20 protein-coding genes and 2 tRNA genes are annotated in these 16,760 nt (G+C 68.8%); 7 read left to right on the top strand and 15 right to left on the bottom strand.

The window, feature by feature from the left end; genetic code table 11:
• Positions 1 to 591: 591 nt before the first annotated feature.
• The 3 genes from bfr to Q7W82_RS04545 form a co-directional block, all read right to left on the bottom strand.
• A complete protein-coding gene (bfr, locus tag Q7W82_RS04555) occupies positions 592 to 1,062 on the bottom strand; it encodes a bacterioferritin (RefSeq protein ID WP_242160202.1) in 471 nt (156 codons plus the stop codon).
• Positions 1,063 to 1,167: 105 nt separating this feature from the next.
• Positions 1,168 to 1,377, bottom strand: a complete 210-nt coding sequence (locus Q7W82_RS04550) for a (2Fe-2S)-binding protein (RefSeq protein WP_160946132.1) — start codon at positions 1,375 to 1,377, stop codon at positions 1,168 to 1,170.
• 79 nt (positions 1,378 to 1,456) lie between these two features.
• Positions 1,457 to 2,068 carry an RNA pyrophosphohydrolase gene (locus Q7W82_RS04545; RefSeq protein ID WP_010341422.1) on the bottom strand — a complete coding sequence of 204 codons (612 nt, stop codon included), beginning with the start codon at positions 2,066 to 2,068 and terminating at the stop codon, positions 1,457 to 1,459.
• A gap of 120 nt (positions 2,069 to 2,188) precedes the next feature.
• Between Q7W82_RS04545 and Q7W82_RS04540 the strand changes: the two genes are divergently transcribed.
• Positions 2,189 to 2,265: transfer RNA gene (locus Q7W82_RS04540), tRNA-Met, on the top strand.
• Between the two features lie 41 nt (positions 2,266 to 2,306).
• Positions 2,307 to 2,381 (top strand) — tRNA-Gln (locus Q7W82_RS04535).
• 497 nt (positions 2,382 to 2,878) lie between these two features.
• Here Q7W82_RS04535 and rpsI read toward each other — a convergent pair.
• Both rpsI and rplM read right to left on the bottom strand, forming a co-directional pair.
• Entirely contained in the window at positions 2,879 to 3,271 is a 393-nt protein-coding gene (gene rpsI / locus Q7W82_RS04530; RefSeq protein ID WP_019797755.1) for a 30S ribosomal protein S9, read from the bottom strand.
• A 2-nt stretch (positions 3,272 to 3,273) separates the two neighbouring features.
• Entirely contained in the window at positions 3,274 to 3,702 is a 429-nt protein-coding gene (gene rplM, locus Q7W82_RS04525; RefSeq protein ID WP_010341420.1) for a 50S ribosomal protein L13, read from the bottom strand.
• A gap of 247 nt (positions 3,703 to 3,949) precedes the next feature.
• On the opposite strand from rplM, the gene coq7 reads away from it, so the two are divergent.
• Positions 3,950 to 4,594, top strand: a complete 645-nt coding sequence (coq7, locus tag Q7W82_RS04520; RefSeq protein WP_242160201.1) for a 2-polyprenyl-3-methyl-6-methoxy-1,4-benzoquinone monooxygenase — start codon at positions 3,950 to 3,952, stop codon at positions 4,592 to 4,594.
• A gap of 186 nt (positions 4,595 to 4,780) precedes the next feature.
• Complete coding sequence (locus tag Q7W82_RS04515) at positions 4,781 to 5,287, top strand: hypothetical protein (protein ID WP_242160200.1); 507 nt, start codon at positions 4,781 to 4,783, stop codon at positions 5,285 to 5,287.
• Between the two features lie 22 nt (positions 5,288 to 5,309).
• On the opposite strand, the gene Q7W82_RS04510 is transcribed toward Q7W82_RS04515, so the two are convergent.
• Both Q7W82_RS04510 and speD read right to left on the bottom strand, forming a co-directional pair.
• A complete protein-coding gene (locus Q7W82_RS04510) occupies positions 5,310 to 5,627 on the bottom strand; it encodes a multidrug efflux SMR transporter (RefSeq protein ID WP_160946129.1) in 318 nt (105 codons plus the stop codon).
• Positions 5,628 to 5,742: 115 nt separating this feature from the next.
• Positions 5,743 to 6,537 carry an adenosylmethionine decarboxylase gene (speD, locus tag Q7W82_RS04505; protein WP_017910332.1) on the bottom strand — a complete coding sequence of 265 codons (795 nt, stop codon included), beginning with the start codon at positions 6,535 to 6,537 and terminating at the stop codon, positions 5,743 to 5,745.
• Positions 6,538 to 6,679: 142 nt separating this feature from the next.
• Here speD and crp point away from each other — a divergent pair, with 142 nt between their 5' ends.
• The 3 genes from crp to Q7W82_RS04490 all read left to right on the top strand — a co-directional run bounded on the left by crp (position 6,680) and on the right by Q7W82_RS04490 (position 9,353).
• Positions 6,680 to 7,369 (top strand): cAMP-activated global transcriptional regulator CRP, encoded by a 690-nt coding sequence (gene crp, locus Q7W82_RS04500; RefSeq protein ID WP_010341415.1) that lies wholly within the window; start codon positions 6,680 to 6,682, stop codon positions 7,367 to 7,369.
• Positions 7,370 to 7,396: 27 nt separating this feature from the next.
• Positions 7,397 to 8,155, top strand: a complete 759-nt coding sequence (locus Q7W82_RS04495) for a sulfite exporter TauE/SafE family protein (protein WP_160946128.1) — start codon at positions 7,397 to 7,399, stop codon at positions 8,153 to 8,155.
• A gap of 184 nt (positions 8,156 to 8,339) precedes the next feature.
• The gene (locus Q7W82_RS04490) at positions 8,340 to 9,353 is read left to right on the top strand and encodes a glycoside hydrolase family 5 protein (protein WP_242160199.1); all 1,014 of its coding nucleotides are present in this window, start codon (positions 8,340 to 8,342) and stop codon (positions 9,351 to 9,353) included.
• A gap of 87 nt (positions 9,354 to 9,440) precedes the next feature.
• Here the strand turns inward: Q7W82_RS04490 and Q7W82_RS04485 are convergent, their stop codons facing one another.
• The 8 genes from Q7W82_RS04485 to trpE form a co-directional block, all read right to left on the bottom strand.
• On the bottom strand, positions 9,441 to 10,175 hold the full coding sequence (locus tag Q7W82_RS04485) for a haloacid dehalogenase-like hydrolase (protein ID WP_160946126.1): 735 nt from the start codon (positions 10,173 to 10,175) through the stop codon (positions 9,441 to 9,443).
• On the bottom strand, positions 10,172 to 10,969 hold the full coding sequence (trpC, locus tag Q7W82_RS04480) for an indole-3-glycerol phosphate synthase TrpC (RefSeq protein WP_242160198.1): 798 nt from the start codon (positions 10,967 to 10,969) through the stop codon (positions 10,172 to 10,174). Before trpC ends, Q7W82_RS04485 begins: the two co-directional genes overlap by 4 nt.
• Before the next feature lie 86 nt (positions 10,970 to 11,055).
• Positions 11,056 to 12,093, bottom strand: a complete 1,038-nt coding sequence (gene trpD / locus Q7W82_RS04475; protein ID WP_242160197.1) for an anthranilate phosphoribosyltransferase — start codon at positions 12,091 to 12,093, stop codon at positions 11,056 to 11,058.
• A gap of 45 nt (positions 12,094 to 12,138) precedes the next feature.
• The gene (locus Q7W82_RS04470; RefSeq protein WP_242160196.1) at positions 12,139 to 12,777 is read right to left on the bottom strand and encodes a flavin reductase family protein; all 639 of its coding nucleotides are present in this window, start codon (positions 12,775 to 12,777) and stop codon (positions 12,139 to 12,141) included.
• 49 nt (positions 12,778 to 12,826) lie between these two features.
• Positions 12,827 to 13,405, bottom strand: coding sequence for an aminodeoxychorismate/anthranilate synthase component II (locus tag Q7W82_RS04465; RefSeq protein WP_017913955.1), 579 nt, complete (start codon positions 13,403 to 13,405; stop codon positions 12,827 to 12,829).
• 10 nt (positions 13,406 to 13,415) lie between these two features.
• Entirely contained in the window at positions 13,416 to 14,195 is a 780-nt protein-coding gene (locus tag Q7W82_RS04460) for an SIMPL domain-containing protein (RefSeq protein ID WP_242160195.1), read from the bottom strand.
• 21 nt (positions 14,196 to 14,216) lie between these two features.
• Positions 14,217 to 15,287 (bottom strand): aminotransferase class I/II-fold pyridoxal phosphate-dependent enzyme, encoded by a 1,071-nt coding sequence (locus Q7W82_RS04455; RefSeq protein ID WP_242160194.1) that lies wholly within the window; start codon positions 15,285 to 15,287, stop codon positions 14,217 to 14,219.
• Positions 15,284 to 16,759 carry an anthranilate synthase component I gene (trpE, locus tag Q7W82_RS04450; RefSeq protein WP_242084719.1) on the bottom strand — a complete coding sequence of 492 codons (1,476 nt, stop codon included), beginning with the start codon at positions 16,757 to 16,759 and terminating at the stop codon, positions 15,284 to 15,286. Before trpE ends, Q7W82_RS04455 begins: the two co-directional genes overlap by 4 nt.
• Between the last annotated feature and the right edge of the window lies 1 nt (position 16,760).

Below are 16,760 nucleotides of genomic sequence, written 5' to 3'. Positions count from 1 at the left end.
CATGGGCGTCGCGATGCACCGCCATGACCTTCGCCGTGTCGCATGCTCCGCCTGCGATCACGCAGAGGATGTCGCGAGCGTCAGATGCGCAGTGTTGCGGTTGATCCGCACAGGAAACTCTCGCCGCGCGCGGTGCGGCCGCAGTCGCAGTCGCCGCCGGCTCGGTGCGTGCAGGAGCAGGTTCCGCTGCAACCGATCACCACCAAGGCGTCGCGGCTGAAGCCGCTCCCACAGAACGCGGAGGTCGTGCGTTGCCGATGCCATGTCGTCCACATGGATGCGCGCAGGAACGGCGTGTGCCGCTGTTCGGGATCAGCGGCGACTTTCGGCCCGCGACGCGCCGGCGGAAGCCGTTCCAACAAAGGGCCACGCCACACGATGCGGATGCGATGCCGTCACCATGGATTCGGGCAGGAGCGGCATGTGTCGCTGCTCGGGATCAGCGCCAACCTCCCGCCAACCACGCGTCGCGGCTGAAGCCGCTGCTGCACGTGCGTGGCTGAGCCGATCCACGTGCCGGAGTGCAGCGCCCGGACACTCTCCAACGCGGCGCGGACGCAGGCCGGCGCCGCGGCGTCATGCGCCGACGATTCAATCGTCGAGCTTGGTCAGCAGGTAGTTCGGCTCGCCGATGCGCTCGATCAGGTCGAGCTGGGTTTCCAGCCAGTCGATGTGCTCTTCTTCCGACTCCAGGATGTCGGCCAGCAGCTGGCGGCTGACGTAGTCCTGGATCGACTCGGCGTAGGCGATGCCATCGCGCAGGGTGACGGTGCCTTCGCGCTCCAGCGCCAGGTCGCACTCGAGGATTTCCCTGGGGTTCTCGCCGATGCGCAGCTTGCCCAGCGCCTGGAAGTTGGGGAGCCCCTCGAGGAACAGGATGCGGTCCGCCAGCTTGTCGGCGTGCTTCATCTCGTCGATGGACTCCTTGTACTCGTGCTCGGCCAGTTCCTTCAGGCCCCAGTTCTTCAGCATCTTGGCGTGCAGGAAGTACTGGTTGATCGCGGTCAGCTCGTTGTAGAGGACCTTGTTGAGGAACTCGATGACTTTGCTGTCGCCCTTCATGATGTCGCTCGCGTAAATCCGGAAAGCGCAGACTCTAGCGAATCGCGCCGCGACGTGAAGGAACGCGAATCGTGATCATCCCGCGCCGCAGCGCGGCGGACGGACTCAGGCGGCGCGGGCCAGGCCGCCCAGCACCGGCAACGGCAGCTCGCGGCTCAGCGCGCGCTCCAGCACCTCGCCGGCCATGTCCAGGCAGGAGCCGCAGGTGGCACCGCAGCCCGTGCGCATGGTCAGTTCGGACACGCTGCGGCAGCCGGCTTCGGCGGCTTCGCGGATCTGGCGATCGGTGACCCCATTGCAGATGCAGACGTACACGGCAGGCTTGGCGGCGGACGGCGCGGACTGCGCCTGCCGCCATTCAAACCAAAGTGAGAATGGTTGTCAATTCCGCCCGTTAATCGTTATTAATACGGGCCGCCCAGGGCCCGCCACGCTTGCGCGGACGCTTGCGCGGGCGCTCGTGGCCCGCGGTATTGCCCGGTAGCCAGGCCTCCTGGGCCAGGGTCGGCATGGCGCGGATGCCGGCGCCGGCGATGGTCTGCGCCAACGGCGCCAGGTGGCGCAGCGCCCGCGCGTAGACGCCGCGCTTGAACAGCACCACGTGCTCCACCGGGTACCAGAAATCGACCCAGCGCCAGTGGTCGAACTCCGGCGTCTCGGTCAGTTCCAGGTTCAGCTGGCTCTCGTCGCACTGCATCCGCAGCAGGAACCACACCTGCTTCTGGCCGATGCAGACTTGGCGCTCGTTGCGGCGGATGGCCCGGCTGGGCAGGCGATAGCGCAGCCAACCGGGGGTGGCGCCGAGCACTTCCACATGCTCGGGCAACAGCCCGGTTTCTTCGCGCAACTCGCGGTACATGGCCTCCACCGGGGTCTCGTCGGTGTTCATGCCGCCCTGCGGGAACTGCCAGCCATCCCGGCGCACACGGCGTGCCCAGAACACCTGACCATCCGGCCGCATCAGCACGATGCCTACGTTCGGTCGATAGCCGTCCGGATCGATCACGATGCGGACTCCTGAAAAATCTACTGGCTCCGACTCTGCCATGGCTGCGGCCGGGCCACAAGCAGCGCAGAAACCCGTTGACAGCCGCCCGCTTCTCCATAAGAATTGTCGGTTCACCAGGGCTATGTAGCTCAGCCGGTTAGAGCACAGCACTCATAATGCTGGGGTCGGTGGTTCGAGTCCACCCATAGCCACCATGGTGTGTACGCCCAAGGCGTGCGATACTTGCAGTCCACATTGCCCCGTCGCCAAGCGGTAAGGCACCTGACTCTGACTCAGGCATTCGGTGGTTCGAATCCATCCGGGGCAGCCAAACACACAAAAAAGGCCGATCGTAAGATCGGCCTTTTTTGTGTGTTTGGCTGCGGGTTTGCGCAGGCGCGCAGCGCCTGCGCCCCACACCTTGCTGCGCAAGGTGCGGGCCCTGGCCTTCCGCCTCCACATCCCCGCGCCTGCCGGCGCGCCCCTTGGACGCCAAGGGGGCTACTCCACCAGATGGAATTCGATCCACCGAAGCGGGCGCTGACGAGAGAACGAACTCATTCGACCCATGTCGACGGGACGCCCGCGCCCCTGACCCTGCAGACATGCGACTCCGCAGGCATGAGCCTCTTGCGGCGACACCGGGTCTTCGGGCCAGACGGGCAATCACCCGAATGCCATGCGCAAATCCAGCGCGCCAAACCGGCGACGGCACACACGTGCTTCCAGCCCAAGCCCGCGGACCCAGAACGACAAAAGCCCGGCCAAAGCCGGGCTTTTGCTTGGTCCCAGCGGGCTCCCGAAGGAGCCCACGCCAGGCGCGATGGATCAGCGCTTGGAGAACTGGGTGGCGCGACGGGCCTTGTGCAGACCGACCTTCTTACGCTCGACTTCGCGGGCGTCGCGGGTCATGAAGCCGGCCTTGCGCAGCTCGCTCTTCAGGGTTTCGTCGTACTCGACCAGCGCACGGGCGATGCCCAGACGGATCGCACCGGCCTGGCCGGTGGTGCCGCCGCCGGTGGCGGTGACGACGATGTCGAAGCTCTCGGTGTTCTTGGTCAGCTCCAGCGGCTGGCGCACGATCATGCGCGCGGTCTCGCGGCCAAAGAACTCGTCCAGCGGACGGCCGTTGACGGAGATGTTGCCGGTGCCCTTGCGCAGGAACACGCGGGCAGTGGAGGACTTGCGGCGGCCAGTGCCGTAGTTTTGCGAAATCGCCATGATTAGATATCCAGAACCTGCGGCTGCTGAGCGGCGTGCGGATGCTCCGCACCGGAATAGACCTTGAGCTTGCGGTACATCGCGCGGCCCAGCGGGCCCTTGGGCAGCATGCCCTTGACCGCGATTTCGATCACGCGCTCCGGGTGGCGCTCCAGCGCCTGCTCCAGGCTCTCGGTCTTCAGGTTGCCGATGTAGCCGGTGAAGCGGTGGTACTTCTTGTCCTTGAGCTTGTTGCCGGTGACGACGATCTTCTCGGCATTGATCACCACCAGGTAATCGCCGGTATCGACGTGCGGGGTGTAGACCGGCTTGTGCTTGCCGCGCAGGCGGCGGGCCAGTTCGGTGGAAAGCCGGCCCAGCGTTTTGCCGGCGGCGTCGACGAGATACCAGTCGCGCTGGACGGTCTCGGACTTAGCAGTGAAGGTGCTCATTATAAGACTCGGTTGGTCGGGCGGATTCCTGCAGCGAACGGCCGGAACTTTGCCACGCGTTGTGAATTGCAAAAACGCAAGAGGCGAAATTCTACGTGGCCCGGCCGCGGCGCGCAAGTCCACCCATGGCTGGCCCCACGGGGCCGCCACGGGGCCGCCACGGGGCCGCCACGGGGCCGGCAGCGCGCTTGGCAGTGCGCCGGTCGGGGGCGAAAATCGAGGCCCCCACCGCTTCCGGGCTTTCCCCATGATCGCCAATCGCCAGCATTCCCCGCTCGATCGCGCCCTGGTCGAGGCCCAGCGCGCGCTGGAGACCGTGTTCGGCGACCCGCCGGCGCAGCGTCCCTACCCCGCCGCGGCCACCGCCGACGTGGTGCTGGCGCCGGACGAGCGCCGCCACGCCGCCGGCCTGATGCGCATCAACCACGTCGGCGAGGTCTGCGCGCAGGGCCTGTACTTCGGCCAGGCCGCGGTCGCGCGCGATCCGGCCACCCGCGCGCACCTGCTGGAGGCGGCGCAGGAGGAGACCGACCACCTGGCCTGGTGCGCGGCGCGGCTGCGCGAGCTCGACAGCCGCCCCAGCCTGTTCAATCCGCTGTGGTACGCCGGCAGCTACGCGATCGGCACCCTGGCCGGGCTACGCGGCGATGGCTGGAACCTGGGCTTCGTGGTCGAGACCGAGCGCCAGGTCGAGGCACACCTGGACGAACACCTGCAGACCCTGCCGCCGGCCGACCTGCGCAGCCGCGACGTACTGAACGTGATGAAGGCCGACGAGGCCCGCCACGCCGAGCATGCCGAACAGGCCGGCGCACGGCGCCTGCCGCCGCCGATCCCCACGGTGATGGCCGCCGCCTCGCGGCTGATGAAGGCCGTCGCCTATCGGCTGTAGCCGCCCGCCGGTCGGGCTGGCGCCACCCCGGCTGGCATTACCCGCCCGATCGCGTTAAAGTGAACGAACGCTGACTGATTCCACGTCGGCGCACGCCGTTCGAGCCGTGGTACGTCCCTCGTGCCATCCGCTCTCCGAAGTACCCGCGCCGAGTCACGCCCGCGTGCGCTCTGCCTGCCGATCGCCATGCCTGCATCTTCGCTCCATCTACCGTCGCCCCGCACCCGCTGGTTGTCGCGCCTGCTGTTCGCGACCCTGTTCGCGCTCGGCGGCGGCGCCCTGCTGCATCACCTGCTCGGCGACTATCGCCAGGCCAGCGCGATCCTGCGCGACCACTCGGTGGCCACCGTGCCGGTGATCGCCGACGGCGCCTTCGGCATGCAGACCCAGCCGCTGGTGCGCTACCGCTTCCATTACGTGTTCGAGAGCAAGGGCCGCCTGCACAGCGGCGCCTTCGAAGCCAGCGGCGCCGAAGCCGCGCCGCTGCTGCTGGACGGCGCCACCGTCGAGATCGCCTACGCCAATGCCGATCCCTCGCGCTTCGGGCGCCTGGACCAGCTGCAGCACGCCGGCAATCTCGGCAGCGTGTTCACCCGCGCGATGATCGCGCTGTCGATCGCCGCGCTGCTGGCGGTGGTCGCGCACCGGATGCTGATCGGCCGGGTCCTGACCCGGCGCCGCATCGCCGCCTGAGTCCCGCGCTCGCGCGCCGCGCTCAGTGGCCGACCAGCTTCAGGCCGATCACCCCGACCACGATCAGGCCGATGCAGGCCAGCCGCGCCGGCGAGGCGCTGTCGCCGAACAGGACGACGCCGAGCACGGCCGTGCCCAGCGCGCCGATCCCGGTCCAGATCGCATAGGCGGTGCCCAGCGGGATGTGCTTGAGCGCCTGGGTCAGCAGCCACAGGCTGAGGCCGGCACCAGCCAGGGTGGCCACGGTCGGCCAGGGCCGGGTAAAGCCTTCGCTGTACTTGAGGCCGAGGGCGAAGCCGATCTCGAACAGGCCGGCCAGCAACAGGTAGATCCAGGGCATTGTCTTTCTCCGTAGACAAATAAAACGAAAACGGCCCGATGTCTGCACATCGGGCCGCCGTCGCAGGGGTCGCAGCGCAGGCTGCGGGCGGGTCGTCCCGCCGTGTGGAGGCTGCTTACTCGGACAGGTTGCGCCCGTGGAACAGTTCCTCGATCTCGCGCTTGAGCAGCGCCTCGATGCGCATGCGCTCCTTGAACGAGAGGTTCTTGGCCTTCTCCTCGAACAGGTACTGGTCCAGGTCGAAGTCCTTCAGGTGCATCTTGGTATGGAAGATGTTCTCCTGGTAGACGTTGACGTCGAACATCTCGTAGCGCGACTTGACGTTCTTGGCCAGGAAGTTCTGGATCGAGTTGATCTTGTGGTCGATGTAGTGCTTCTTGCCCTTCACGTCGCGGGTGAAGCCGCGCACGCGGTAGTCCATGATCACGATGTCCGATTCCAGGCTCTCGATCAGGTAATTGAGGGCCTTCAGCGGCGAAATCACGCCGCAGGTGGCGACGTCGATGTCGGCGCGGAACGTGGCGATACCGTGCTGCGGATGGGTTTCCGGGTAGGTATGGACGGTGATGTGGCTCTTGTCCATGTGCGCGACCACGGCGTCGGAAATGATCTCCTTGCCCGCCGCCTTCTTGTCGATGACCGGCTCCTCGGAGATCAGGATCGTCACCGAGGCGCCCTGCGGATCGTAGTCCTGGCGCGCGATGTTGAGGATGTTGGCGCCGATGATCTCGGCCACATCGGTGAGGATCTGGGTCAGGCGATCGGCGTCGTACTGCTCGTCGATGTACTCGATGTAGCGCTGGCGCTCCTCTTCGGAAATCGCGTAGCAGACGTCGTAGATGTTGAAGCTCAACGCCTTGGTGAGGTTGTTGAAACCTTGCAGCCTCAGGCGAGGCAACGGCTTGACCACGGCGTGGATCCTCTGGAAGTGGGGGGAAAGACACTCAATTATGAGCCAAATGGCCCGGCTGCGAAACGTGGCGTCCGTCTCTTGTTTGCCGCCGCGAACGCGTCCCGTTAAGCTTCAGGAATTACGCAGTAGCGAAGCCGCCATGAGCCCCGGAAACACATCGACTGCAGCACCTGTGCGCATCGCTCCAAGTCCTCTGACGTTGGACACCGCCACCATCGACCGCTTCCTGGCCCACAGCCACCGTCGCCGCTATCCGGCGCGGACGGACGTGTTCAGGCCAGGCGATCCGGCCGGCACCCTCTACTACGTCGTCAGCGGCTCGGTCAGCATCATCGCCGAGGAAGATGACGACCGCGAGTTGGTGCTGGGCTACTTCGGCAGCGGCGAGTTCGTCGGCGAGATGGGCCTGTTCATCGAATCCGACCAGCGCGAGGTGATCCTGCGCACCCGAACGCCCTGCGAACTGGCCGAGATCAGCTACGAGCGCCTGCACCAGCTGTTCCTGGGCTCGCTGTCGTCCGATGCGCCGCGGGTGCTGTACGCGATCGGCGTGCAGCTGTCCAAGCGCCTGCTGGACACCTCGCGCAAGGCCAGCCGCCTGGCGTTCCTGGACGTGACCGACCGCATCGTGCGCACCCTGCACGACCTGGCCCAGGAGCCGGAGGCGATGAGCCACCCACAGGGCATGCAGTTGCGCGTGTCGCGGCAGGAGCTGGCGCGGCTGGTCGGCTGCTCGCGCGAGATGGCCGGCCGGGTGCTGAAGAAGCTGCAGGTCGACGGCATCCTGCATGCCCGCGGCAAGACCGTGGTGCTGTACGGCGCGCGCTGACCGCCATGGGTCGCTAGGCCCGGCGCGATGCTGCTGAGCGAGACCTTCTACTGGTTCGTGCTGGTCGGCCTGGCCGCGCAACTGGTGGACGGCGCGCTGGGCATGGCCTTCGGCCTAGTCTCCTCCTCGGTGCTGCTGAGCCTGGGCCTGCCGCCGGCGGTGGTCAGCGCCAGCGTGCACAGCGCCGAGGTCTTCACCACTGGCGCCTCCGGGCTGTCGCATCTGGCCCTGGGCAACGTCGACAAGCGCCTGTTCCTGCGCCTGGCCCTGCCGGGCATGGTCGGCGGCATCGCCGGCGCCTATGTGCTGACGCAGCTGCCGGGCGAGTTGATCCGCCCCTTCGTCTATCTGTACCTGCTCGCCCTGGCGGTGCTGATCCTGCTGCGCGCGGCCGGCCGTGCGCTGCCGCGCCGCGAGGTGCAGCGGGTGCCGCTGCTGGGCTTCGTCGCCGGCCTGCTGGACGCCAGCGGCGGCGGCGGCTGGGGACCGGTGGCGACATCGACCCTGCTCGCCCGCGGCGGCCAGGCCCGCACCACCATCGGCACGGTCAACGCCGCCGAGTTCCTGGTGACGCTATCGATCTCGCTGACCTTCCTGCTGACGATGGGCCTGCAGCACCTGGACATCGTGCTCGGCCTGCTGGTCGGCGGCATGCTCGCCGCGCCGCTGGCGGCGCTGTTGGTCAAGCGCGTGCGCGAGCGCTGGGTGCTGGTGGCGGTCGGCCTGCTGGTGCTGGGCATCAGCCTGTATCAGGTGGGCGGGGCGCTGTATCGCTGGCTGGGCTGACGCCCGGGAGTCGGGATTGGGGATTCGCAGGAGCGGCGTCGGCGGCACCTGACGCGGCGCTGGCCACGCATCAGGCGGTCAGGCCGCGTTCGCTTTTCCCTGGGCGGGCCGCGCGATGATCGCGGCCGGGATGCCGCCGCCGATGGCTGTGCGTCTCACCACTCCCCTGCCCCGCGAGACCGCCATGCGTGCCATCCCGTTGCTCCTGGCCCTGTTGTGTCTGGCGCTGCCGGCGCCGCGCGCGCAGGCCGACGACGCCTTCGCCCGGCTCGGGCGCGGGGTCAACATCCTCGGCTACGACCCGCTGTGGAACGACCCGGCGAAGGCGCGCTTCCGTCCGCCGCTGTACCGCACGATCCGCGACGGCGGCTTCCGCACGGTCCGGGTCAACCTGCAGGCCTTCGCGCACATGGACGCCGCCAACCGGCTCGACCCGACCTGGCTGAAGACACTGGACACGGTGGTCGACCAGGCCACCGCCGCGGGCCTGAACGTGATCCTGGACGAACACGACTTCCACCCCTGCGCCGCCGATGCGGCGGTGTGCCGGACCAAGCTGCTGGCGTTCTGGAGCCAGGTCGCCCCGCGCTACCGCCACGCACCGGCGTCGGTGCTGTTCGAGATCCTCAACGAGCCCAACGGCCAGATGACCAGCGCGGCGTGGAACGACCTGCTGCGCGATGCGCTGCAGGTCATCCGCCGCGACAACCCGACCCGCACGGTGGTGGTGGGCCCGGCCAGCAGCAATTCCTTCACCGCGCTCGACAGCCTGCGCCTGCCCGACGACGATGCGCACCTGCTGGTCACCGTGCACTACTACAACCCGTTCCGCTTCACCCACCAGGGTGCGCCGTGGGCGCCTGCGGACATCCGCGACCACACCGGCGTGGCCTGGGGCAGCGCGGCCGACCGGACCAAGCTGTACGGCGAGTTCGACCGCATCGCGGCCTGGGCCACGGCGCACCATCGGCAGGTACTGCTGGGCGAGTTCGGCGCCTACGAGCAGGCGCCGCCGGCCGATCGCCTGGCCTGGACGGTGGCGGTGGTCAACGCTGCGGAGAAGCGCCATTTCGCCTGGGCCTACTGGGAGTTCGAAGGCAGCTTCGGCGCCTACGACATCGACCGTGGCCAGTGGGTCGCGCCGCTGCACCATGCCTTGGTGGGCAGCGACAGCGCTTACGCCAGGTCCGGCGGCTGATCGCCGCAGCGAGTGCACGCAGGGCCATGCGGACGACGTTGGCCGTGACGAGCGCTGCGCGGTCGCGGCGCCCGACGGCAGCCGCGGTCAGCGGCCGGCGCCCTCGCCACCGCGGTCGCGGCAACCCCAGTTGAGGATCGGCGTGCCGGACGGCAGCAGCCGGCGGAACACCGCCACCGCACTGTGCTTGGGATTGACCACCACCGGCGTGGCCGCGGCCTGCAGCAGCGGCAGATCGGCGGTGCTGTCGGAATAGGCCATGGCGATCTCGCCGTAGCCCAGCTCGCGCAGCATGCGCATCTTTTCCTCGTTGTGGCAGTGGCGCGTGGCGGTGACCGCGCCCAGGCGCGGGCCGATCAGGCTGCCGACCACCGGCACGTCCTGGTGCGCGACGAAGCCGAGGATGGCGCGGGCGAGTTCCGGCGGCGCGCCGGTGGCGACCACCACCCGATCGCCGGCGGCGCGGTGCCGGGCGAACACCTCCAGCGCCTGCGGCAGTAGCCGCTGGCGGATCTGCGCCTGATGCTGCAGCACGTACTGGTCGATGATGCGATTGAACTCGCGGGCGCGGCGCAGGCCGAAACTGGCGATCCAGACGTAGCCGGAGATGCCGGTGCGCCGGGTCGGCAGCATCGCCACCAGCGGTCCCAGCAACGGCGTGGCCAGCACCGCGGCGGCCAGGCGCAGCGGATTGCGCTTGATCAGCCAGGCGAACAGGTGGCTGCCGGAGTCGCCGTCGTACAGGGTGTGGTCGAAATCGAACACCACCAGCGGCGCATCGGCGCGCGGCAACGGGTACGGACTCGGCGCCTGCCCGCTCATGCCGCGAAGAACAGCTGCCGCAGCGCCTCGCCCGGCTCCTCGGCGCGCATGAATGCCTCGCCGACCAGGAACGCGTGCACGCCGGCGCCGCGCATCAGCGCCACGTCGTCCGGGCCGAGGATGCCGCTTTCGGTGACCAGCAGGCGGTCGCGCGGCACTGCGTCCTGCATCGACAAGGTGGTCTGCAGCGACACCTCGAAGGTGCGCAGGTTGCGGTTGTTGATGCCGATCAGCGGCGCCGGCACCTGCAGCGCGCGCTCCAGTTCGTCGATGTCGTGCACTTCCACCAGCACGTCCATGCCCAGTTGCAGCGCCAGCGACGACAGCTCGGCCAGTTGCAGGTCGTCCAGCGCCGCCACGATCAGCAGGATGCAGTCGGCGCCGAGCGTGCGCGCCTCGTACACCTGGTACGGATCGATGGTGAAGTCCTTGCGCAGCACCGGCAGCGTGCAGGCGTCGCGCGCCTGCTGCAGATAGCGGTCGTGGCCCTGGAAGAAGTCCTCGTCGGTCAGCACCGACAGGCAGGCGGCGCCGCCGAATTCGTAGCTGACCGCGATGTCGGCCGGATGGAAGTCCGGCCGGATCACGCCCTTGGATGGGCTGGCCTTCTTGACCTCGGCGATCACCGCCGGGTCGCCGTTGGCGATGGCGGCCTGCAGCGCGCGGGCGAACCCGCGGGTGGGCGGCATGGCCTCGGCGCGGGCGACCAGCTCGGCCAGCGGCACGCGCGCGCGGCGCGCGGCGATCTCGTCGGCCTTGCGCGCGAGGATGGTGCGGAGAATGTCGCTGCTCATGCGGTGGGGATCCTGGGGGATGGCCGGATTATCGGCGATGCGGGGTGTCGGGGGTGAGAACCGGGATCGGGCGCTGGCGCAGGCGCTCAGTCCAGCCCGGCGAGGCCGCGCGTGCAGGCCACGTACGCCTCCAGCTTGGCCCGCGCACGCCCATCGGCGATGGCTGCGCGCGCCAGGGCGATGCCGGCGCCGATGTCGTCGGCCAGGCCGGCCACGTACAGCGCCGCGCCGGCATTGAAGGCGACGATGTCCAGGGCCGGGCCCGGCACGTTGTCGAGCACGGCGCGCAGCATCGCCATCGATTCGGCGGCGTCGGCGACCTTGAGGTTGCGGCTGGCCGACATGGCGATGCCGAAATCCTCCGGATGCACCTCGTACTCGCGGACCTGGCCGTCGCGCAGCTCGCCGACCAGGGTGCCGGCGCCGAGCGAGAGCTCGTCCATGTCGTCGCGGCCCCACACCACCAGCGCGCGCTCGGCGCCCAGTTCCTGCAGCACGCGCGCCTGGATGCCGACCAGGTCGGGGTGGAACACGCCCATCAGGATGTTCGGCGCGCCGGCCGGGTTGGTCAGCGGGCCGAGGATGTTGAAGATGGTGCGCACGCCCATCTCGCGCCGCACCGGCGCCACCACCTTCATCGCCGGATGGTGCACGGGCGCGAACATGAAGCCGATGCCGGTGGCCGCCAGCGCCTGCGCCACCTGTTCGGGCTGCAGCTCGATCGCCGCGCCCAGCGCCTCCAGCGCGTCGGCGCTGCCGGACTTGGAGGAGACGCTGCGGTTGCCGTGCTTGGCCACCTTGGCGCCGGCGGCCGCGGCCACGAACATCGCGCAGGTGGAGATGTTGAAGGTATGCGAGCCGTCGCCGCCGGTGCCGACGATGTCGACCATGTGGGTACGGTCGGCGACCGGCACGGTGCGCGAGAACTCGCGCATCACCACCGCCGCGCCGGCGATCTCGCCGACCGTCTCCTTCTTGACCCGCAAGCCGGTGAGGATGGCCGCGGTCATCATCGGCGACACCTCCCCGCGCATGATCTGCCGCATCAGCCCGACCATCTCGTCGTGGAAGATCTCGCGGTGCTCGATGGTGCGCTGCAGGGCTTGCTGGGGGGTGATGGTCATGGCGAAGACGGTCGGTTAGGCGTGTAAGGAAGGAGGCAGCGCGGGTCAGCGCGCCTGCGTCGGCCGCGGCATGCGCAGGCGCCCTTGCGCCAGCACCTCGAAGTAGTCGGCCGGGCCGCCGGCGCGCAGCAGGGTGGCGACCGCGGCCGGGTCGTAGATGCCGTCCTGCAGGGCGTGCTCGGCGATGTGCACGCCGACCACCTCGCCGAGCACCAGCCAGGTCTGGATCGGCTCGCCGCGCGCGCTCTGCAGCGGCAGCAGCTGGCTGAGCCGGCACTCGAAGCTCACCGGGCTGGCCGCCACCCGCGGCGCGCCGATCAGGCGCGACGGCGCGGCGGTCAGGCCAGCCAGGGCGAACTCGTCGACCTCCGGCGCCACCGCGGCGGAACTGGCGTTCATCGCCTCGGCCAGCGGCCGCGTGGCCAGGTTCCAGGTGAACTCGCCCGTGGCCTCGATGTTGCGCACGCTGTCCTTCCAGCCGATGCTGGCGAAGCCGACGATCGGTGGGACGTAGTTGAAGGCGTTGAAGAAGCTGTAGGGCGCCAGGTTGGCGACGCCGTCGGCGCTGCGCGAGCCGATCCAGCCGATCGGCCGCGGCCCGACGATGGCGTTGAACGGGTCGTGCGGCAAGCCGTGGCCGTGGGCCGGTTCGTAGAAGTGGAAGGCGTCGGTGCGATCGTGCATCGGCAGGCTCCGGCAGTGACGGAAGGCGGGTGGCGCCGTCGCGGCGCGCTCAGCGCTCCAGGAAGTTCTTCAGCAAGGCGTGGCCGTGCTCGGTGAGGATGGACTCGGGATGGAACTGCACGCCCTCGACCGGGAACTGGCGATGGCGCAGGCCCATGATCTCCTCCACCGTGCCGTCGTCGTGTTCGGTCCAGGCCGTCACTTCCAGGCAGTCGGGCAGCGTGGTCTTCTCCACTACCAGCGAGTGGTAGCGGGTGGCCTCGTAGCGGTCCGGCAGGCCGGCGAACACGCCGCGGCCTTCGTGGCGGATGCGCGAGGTCTTGCCGTGCATGATGGTGCCGGCACGCACCACCTGCCCGCCGTAGACCTGGCCGATGCTCTGGTGGCCCAGGCACACACCCAGGATCGGCGTGCGCTGCCCCAGCCGCTCGATCAGCTGCAGCGACACCCCCGCCTCGTTCGGCGTGCACGGCCCCGGCGAGATGACGATGCGCTCGGGCGCCAGGCGCTCGATCTCGTCCACGCTGAGCGCGTCGTTGCGCACCACCTTGACCTCGGCACCGAGCGCCTGCAGGTACTGCACGAGGTTGTAGGTAAAGCTGTCGTAGTTATCCAGCATCAGCAGCATGGCGAAGGACTCATTGCGCGATCAGGAAGACCGCATAGACGTTTTCGGAAAGGGTGAGGGTGCCGGCTTCGAGGGATTCGGCCAACGGCGCCGCGGCCGCGCGGTTGCCCGTCACCTGGATGGCGTCCAAGCTGTATCCGTAGCCGTCACCAACCTGGCTTCGGCCTCCTTGCCAGGTGCCTGCCTGAATTCCATAGGCGAAGTTGGGGGCGACCGTGGAAATCGTGTACAGCCCACCCAGCGCTACCCCGTAAGCGCGTGCCAGTTCTTGCGCCGAGACGCGCGTCTGCTCAACTGCCTGGCGCTTGAGTTCGGCGCGCACCTCCGCTTCCTTGCTGTAGGCGGGAGTGATCGCAGAGACCTGCAGAGACTGGCTGGTCTTCAACCCGGCCAGGAACTGGCGCACATCGTCGAGTGTGGAAAAGTCGGCGGACAAGGTGCGTTGCACCTTGGTTCCCTTGAACACCTGGCGGTCGTTCTCGTAGCGCCGTTCCGGCGCGATCGACAAGGTGGACGCCTGTACGCTGTTGCTCAGGGCATGGTGTTGCTTGAAGGCGGCTAGGACACTGGTCGCATCCTCCTGTACCCGCGCACGCGCCGCTTCTGGCGCGACATCGACGGCTTCCAACGTCAATTTGATGTTGAACCGATCAGGAATCACCTCGCGCTCGGCCTCACCCTTCACCAACAAGTGCGGCTGCGACGGCAGGCTGTTGACCTGCGCGCTGGCGACGGCCGGCAAGGCCAGCACCGCGGCAAGGGCCCAGGCACCAAACGTGCGAATGTTCATCTTCCTCTCCCTGGCGGAATGTCAGCCGGCCGCACGCTGCGTGCCGGACCGGGTCAGCGCAGCGAAATCCGCGATCAACGTATCGACCGCCGCGTCCTGCGTGGCCCACGAGGTCACGAAGCGGATCACCCAGCGACCGTCGCCCAGCCGTTGCCAGCGCTCGAAGTCGTAGCGCTGCGCCAGCAGGTCGACCGCGGCGGCCGGCAGGATCACGAACAGCTGATTGGTCGGCGAGTCCGAGGCGAACTGCGCGCCGGCCGCGGCGAGCCCGTCGCGCAGCCGTGCGGCCATGCGGTTGGCGTGCGTGGCCAGTTCGTAGAACAGGCCGTCCTCGAACAGCGCGGCGAACTGGGTGCCCAGCACCATGCCCTTGGCCAGCAGCGCGCCGCGCTGCTTGAGCAGGTAGCGGAAATCCGCTTTCAAGGCCGGGTCGAGGATCACCAGCGCCTCACCGAGCAAGGCACCGTTCTTGGTGCCGCCGATGTAGAACGCATCGGTCAGCGCGGCGACGTCGGCCATGCGCAGGTCGTTGCCCTCGGCGGTGAGCGCGCTGCCGATGCGCGCGCCGTCCAGGAACAACAGCAGGCCGTGCGCGTCGCAGAACGCGCGCAGCGCCTGCAGTTCGTGCTTGCGGTACAGCGTGCCGACCTCGGTGGTGTTGGACACGTAGACCAGCCGCGGCTGCACCAGGTGCTCGTTGCCGTGCTCGGCCAGCAGCGGCGCGATCCGCTCCGGCGTGAGCCGGCCGTCGGCCGCGTCCACGGTGAGCACCTTGTGCCCGGTGGCCTCGATCGCGCCGGTCTCGTGGGTGGCGATATGGCCGCAGGCCGCAGCGATCACCGCCTGGTGCGGACGCAGGAACGCGGCGATCGCGGTGAGGTTGGTCTGGGTGCCGCCGACCAGCAGGTGCACGTCGGCGTCGGCGCAGCCGATCTCGGCACGGATCAGCTCGGCGGCGCGCGCGCTGTGCCGGTCCAACCCATAGCCGGCATTCTGCTCGGCGCTGGCCGCAGCCAGGGCGGCGAGCAGGCGCGGATGCGCGCCTTCGCTGTAGTCGTTGCGGAAGCCGATCCGCGGCGCGGCGGCGCTCACAGCCCCTTCGCCGCTTCGGCGACCGCGCGGAACAGCGCGCGGCCCTTGTTCATCGTCTCGTCCCATTCGGTCTGCGGGTCGGAGTCGTAGACGATGCCGGCGCCGGCCTGCACATGCAGGCGGCCGTGCTTGATCACCGCGGTGCGGATGGCGATGGCGGTATCGGCGTCGCCGTGCCAGCCGAGGTAGCCGATGCTGCCGGCGTAGACGTTGCGCTTGATCGGCTCCAGCTCGCGGATGACTTCCAGCGCGCGGATCTTCGGCGCGCCGCTGACGGTGCCGGCGGGGAAGGTGGCGCGCAGCACGTCGGCGTAGCTGAGCCCGGGCAGCAGGGTCCCGGTGACCTCGCTGACGATGTGCATGACGTGGCTGTAGCGCTCGATCACGAAGCGCTCGCCGACGGCGACGCTGCCGGCCTGCGAGACCCGGCCGGCATCGTTGCGGCCCAGGTCGATCAGCATCAGGTGTTCGGCGCGCTCCTTCGGATCGGCGAGCAGCTCCGCCTCCAGCGCCTGGTCCTCTTCCGGGGTCTTGCCGCGCGGCCGGGTGCCGGCGATCGGGCGCACGGTGACCTGGCCGTTCTCCAGCCGCACCAGGATCTCCGGCGAGGAGCCGACCACCTGGGTGTCGCCGACGTCGAGGAAATACATGTACGGCGACGGATTCAGCGCACGCAGCGCGCGGTACACGTCCACCGGGCGCGCAGTGAACGGCACGCTCAGGCGCTGGCTCAGCACCACCTGGAAGATGTCGCCGGCGCGGATGTAGTCCTTGGATTTTTCCACCGCGGCGATGAAGCCCTCGCGGGTGAAGCCGGAGACGAAGTCGCTCTCGTCCAGCACGTCGCGCGCCAGCGGCGCGGGGTAGCCGGCGCCGGGCTGGCGCAGCGTGGTGGTGAGCGCATCGAGGCGCGCCTGCGCGCGCTCCCAGGCGTCGGCCTCGGCCGGGTCGGCATGCACGATCAGGTACAGGCGGCCCTTGAGGTTGTCGAAGACCGCCACTTCCTCGGACAGCATCAGCAGGATGTCAGGGGTGTCCAGCTCGTCGCGTGCGACACCACCGGCCAACCGCGGCTCGATATAGCCGATGCATTCGAAGCCGAACCAGCCGACCAGGCCGCCGGTGAAGCCGGGCACGCCTGCGAGCTTGGGCACGACATGCTGCGCGCGCAGCGCCTCCACTTCGGCAAAGGGATCGGCGACCTCGCGGCGCTCGATCAGCTCGCCATGGTCGCGCACGTCCAGGGTATGGCCGCGGAAGGTGTACACGCGGCGCACCGGCAGGCCGATGATCGAGTAGCGACCGAAGCGTTCGCCGCCTTCGACCGATTCGAACAGATAGGTGTGCGGGGCGTCGGCGAGCTTGAGATAGACCGACAGCGGCGTGTCCAGGTCGGACAGCACTTCGCGGACGACGGGGATGCGGGTGTGACCTTCAGCGGCGTAGCGCTGGAACTGCTCGCGGGTAATCAAG

Source organism: Xanthomonas indica, from assembly GCF_040529045.1.
In the GTDB taxonomy this organism is placed as follows: Bacteria; Pseudomonadota; Gammaproteobacteria; order Xanthomonadales; family Xanthomonadaceae; genus Xanthomonas_A; species Xanthomonas_A indica.
The sequence above is the reverse complement of the archived record's forward strand: the minus strand, read 5'-3'. Positions and strand labels throughout refer to the sequence as shown.

Excerpts from the sequence above, each read along its gene's own strand:
- bfr (WP_242160202.1), bottom strand. The coding sequence starts at position 1,062 with ATGAAGGGCGACAGCAAAGTCATCGAGTTCCTCAACAAGGTCCTCTAC.
- rpsI (WP_019797755.1), bottom strand. The coding sequence starts at position 3,271 with ATGGCGATTTCGCAAAACTACGGCACTGGCCGCCGCAAGTCCTCCACT.
- rplM (WP_010341420.1), bottom strand. The coding sequence starts at position 3,702 with ATGAGCACCTTCACTGCTAAGTCCGAGACCGTCCAGCGCGACTGGTAT.
- coq7 (WP_242160201.1), top strand. The coding sequence starts at position 3,950 with ATGATCGCCAATCGCCAGCATTCCCCGCTCGATCGCGCCCTGGTCGAG.
- Q7W82_RS04515 (WP_242160200.1), top strand. The coding sequence starts at position 4,781 with ATGCCTGCATCTTCGCTCCATCTACCGTCGCCCCGCACCCGCTGGTTG.
- Q7W82_RS04510 (WP_160946129.1), bottom strand. The coding sequence starts at position 5,627 with ATGCCCTGGATCTACCTGTTGCTGGCCGGCCTGTTCGAGATCGGCTTC.
- crp (WP_010341415.1), top strand. The coding sequence starts at position 6,680 with ATGAGCCCCGGAAACACATCGACTGCAGCACCTGTGCGCATCGCTCCA.
- Q7W82_RS04495 (WP_160946128.1), top strand. The coding sequence starts at position 7,397 with ATGCTGCTGAGCGAGACCTTCTACTGGTTCGTGCTGGTCGGCCTGGCC.
- Q7W82_RS04490 (WP_242160199.1), top strand. The coding sequence starts at position 8,340 with ATGCGTGCCATCCCGTTGCTCCTGGCCCTGTTGTGTCTGGCGCTGCCG.
- Q7W82_RS04485 (WP_160946126.1), bottom strand. The coding sequence starts at position 10,175 with ATGAGCGGGCAGGCGCCGAGTCCGTACCCGTTGCCGCGCGCCGATGCG.
- trpC (WP_242160198.1), bottom strand. The coding sequence starts at position 10,969 with ATGAGCAGCGACATTCTCCGCACCATCCTCGCGCGCAAGGCCGACGAG.
- trpD (WP_242160197.1), bottom strand. The coding sequence starts at position 12,093 with ATGACCATCACCCCCCAGCAAGCCCTGCAGCGCACCATCGAGCACCGC.
- Q7W82_RS04470 (WP_242160196.1), bottom strand. The coding sequence starts at position 12,777 with ATGCACGATCGCACCGACGCCTTCCACTTCTACGAACCGGCCCACGGC.
- Q7W82_RS04465 (WP_017913955.1), bottom strand. The coding sequence starts at position 13,405 with ATGCTGCTGATGCTGGATAACTACGACAGCTTTACCTACAACCTCGTG.
- Q7W82_RS04460 (WP_242160195.1), bottom strand. The coding sequence starts at position 14,195 with ATGAACATTCGCACGTTTGGTGCCTGGGCCCTTGCCGCGGTGCTGGCC.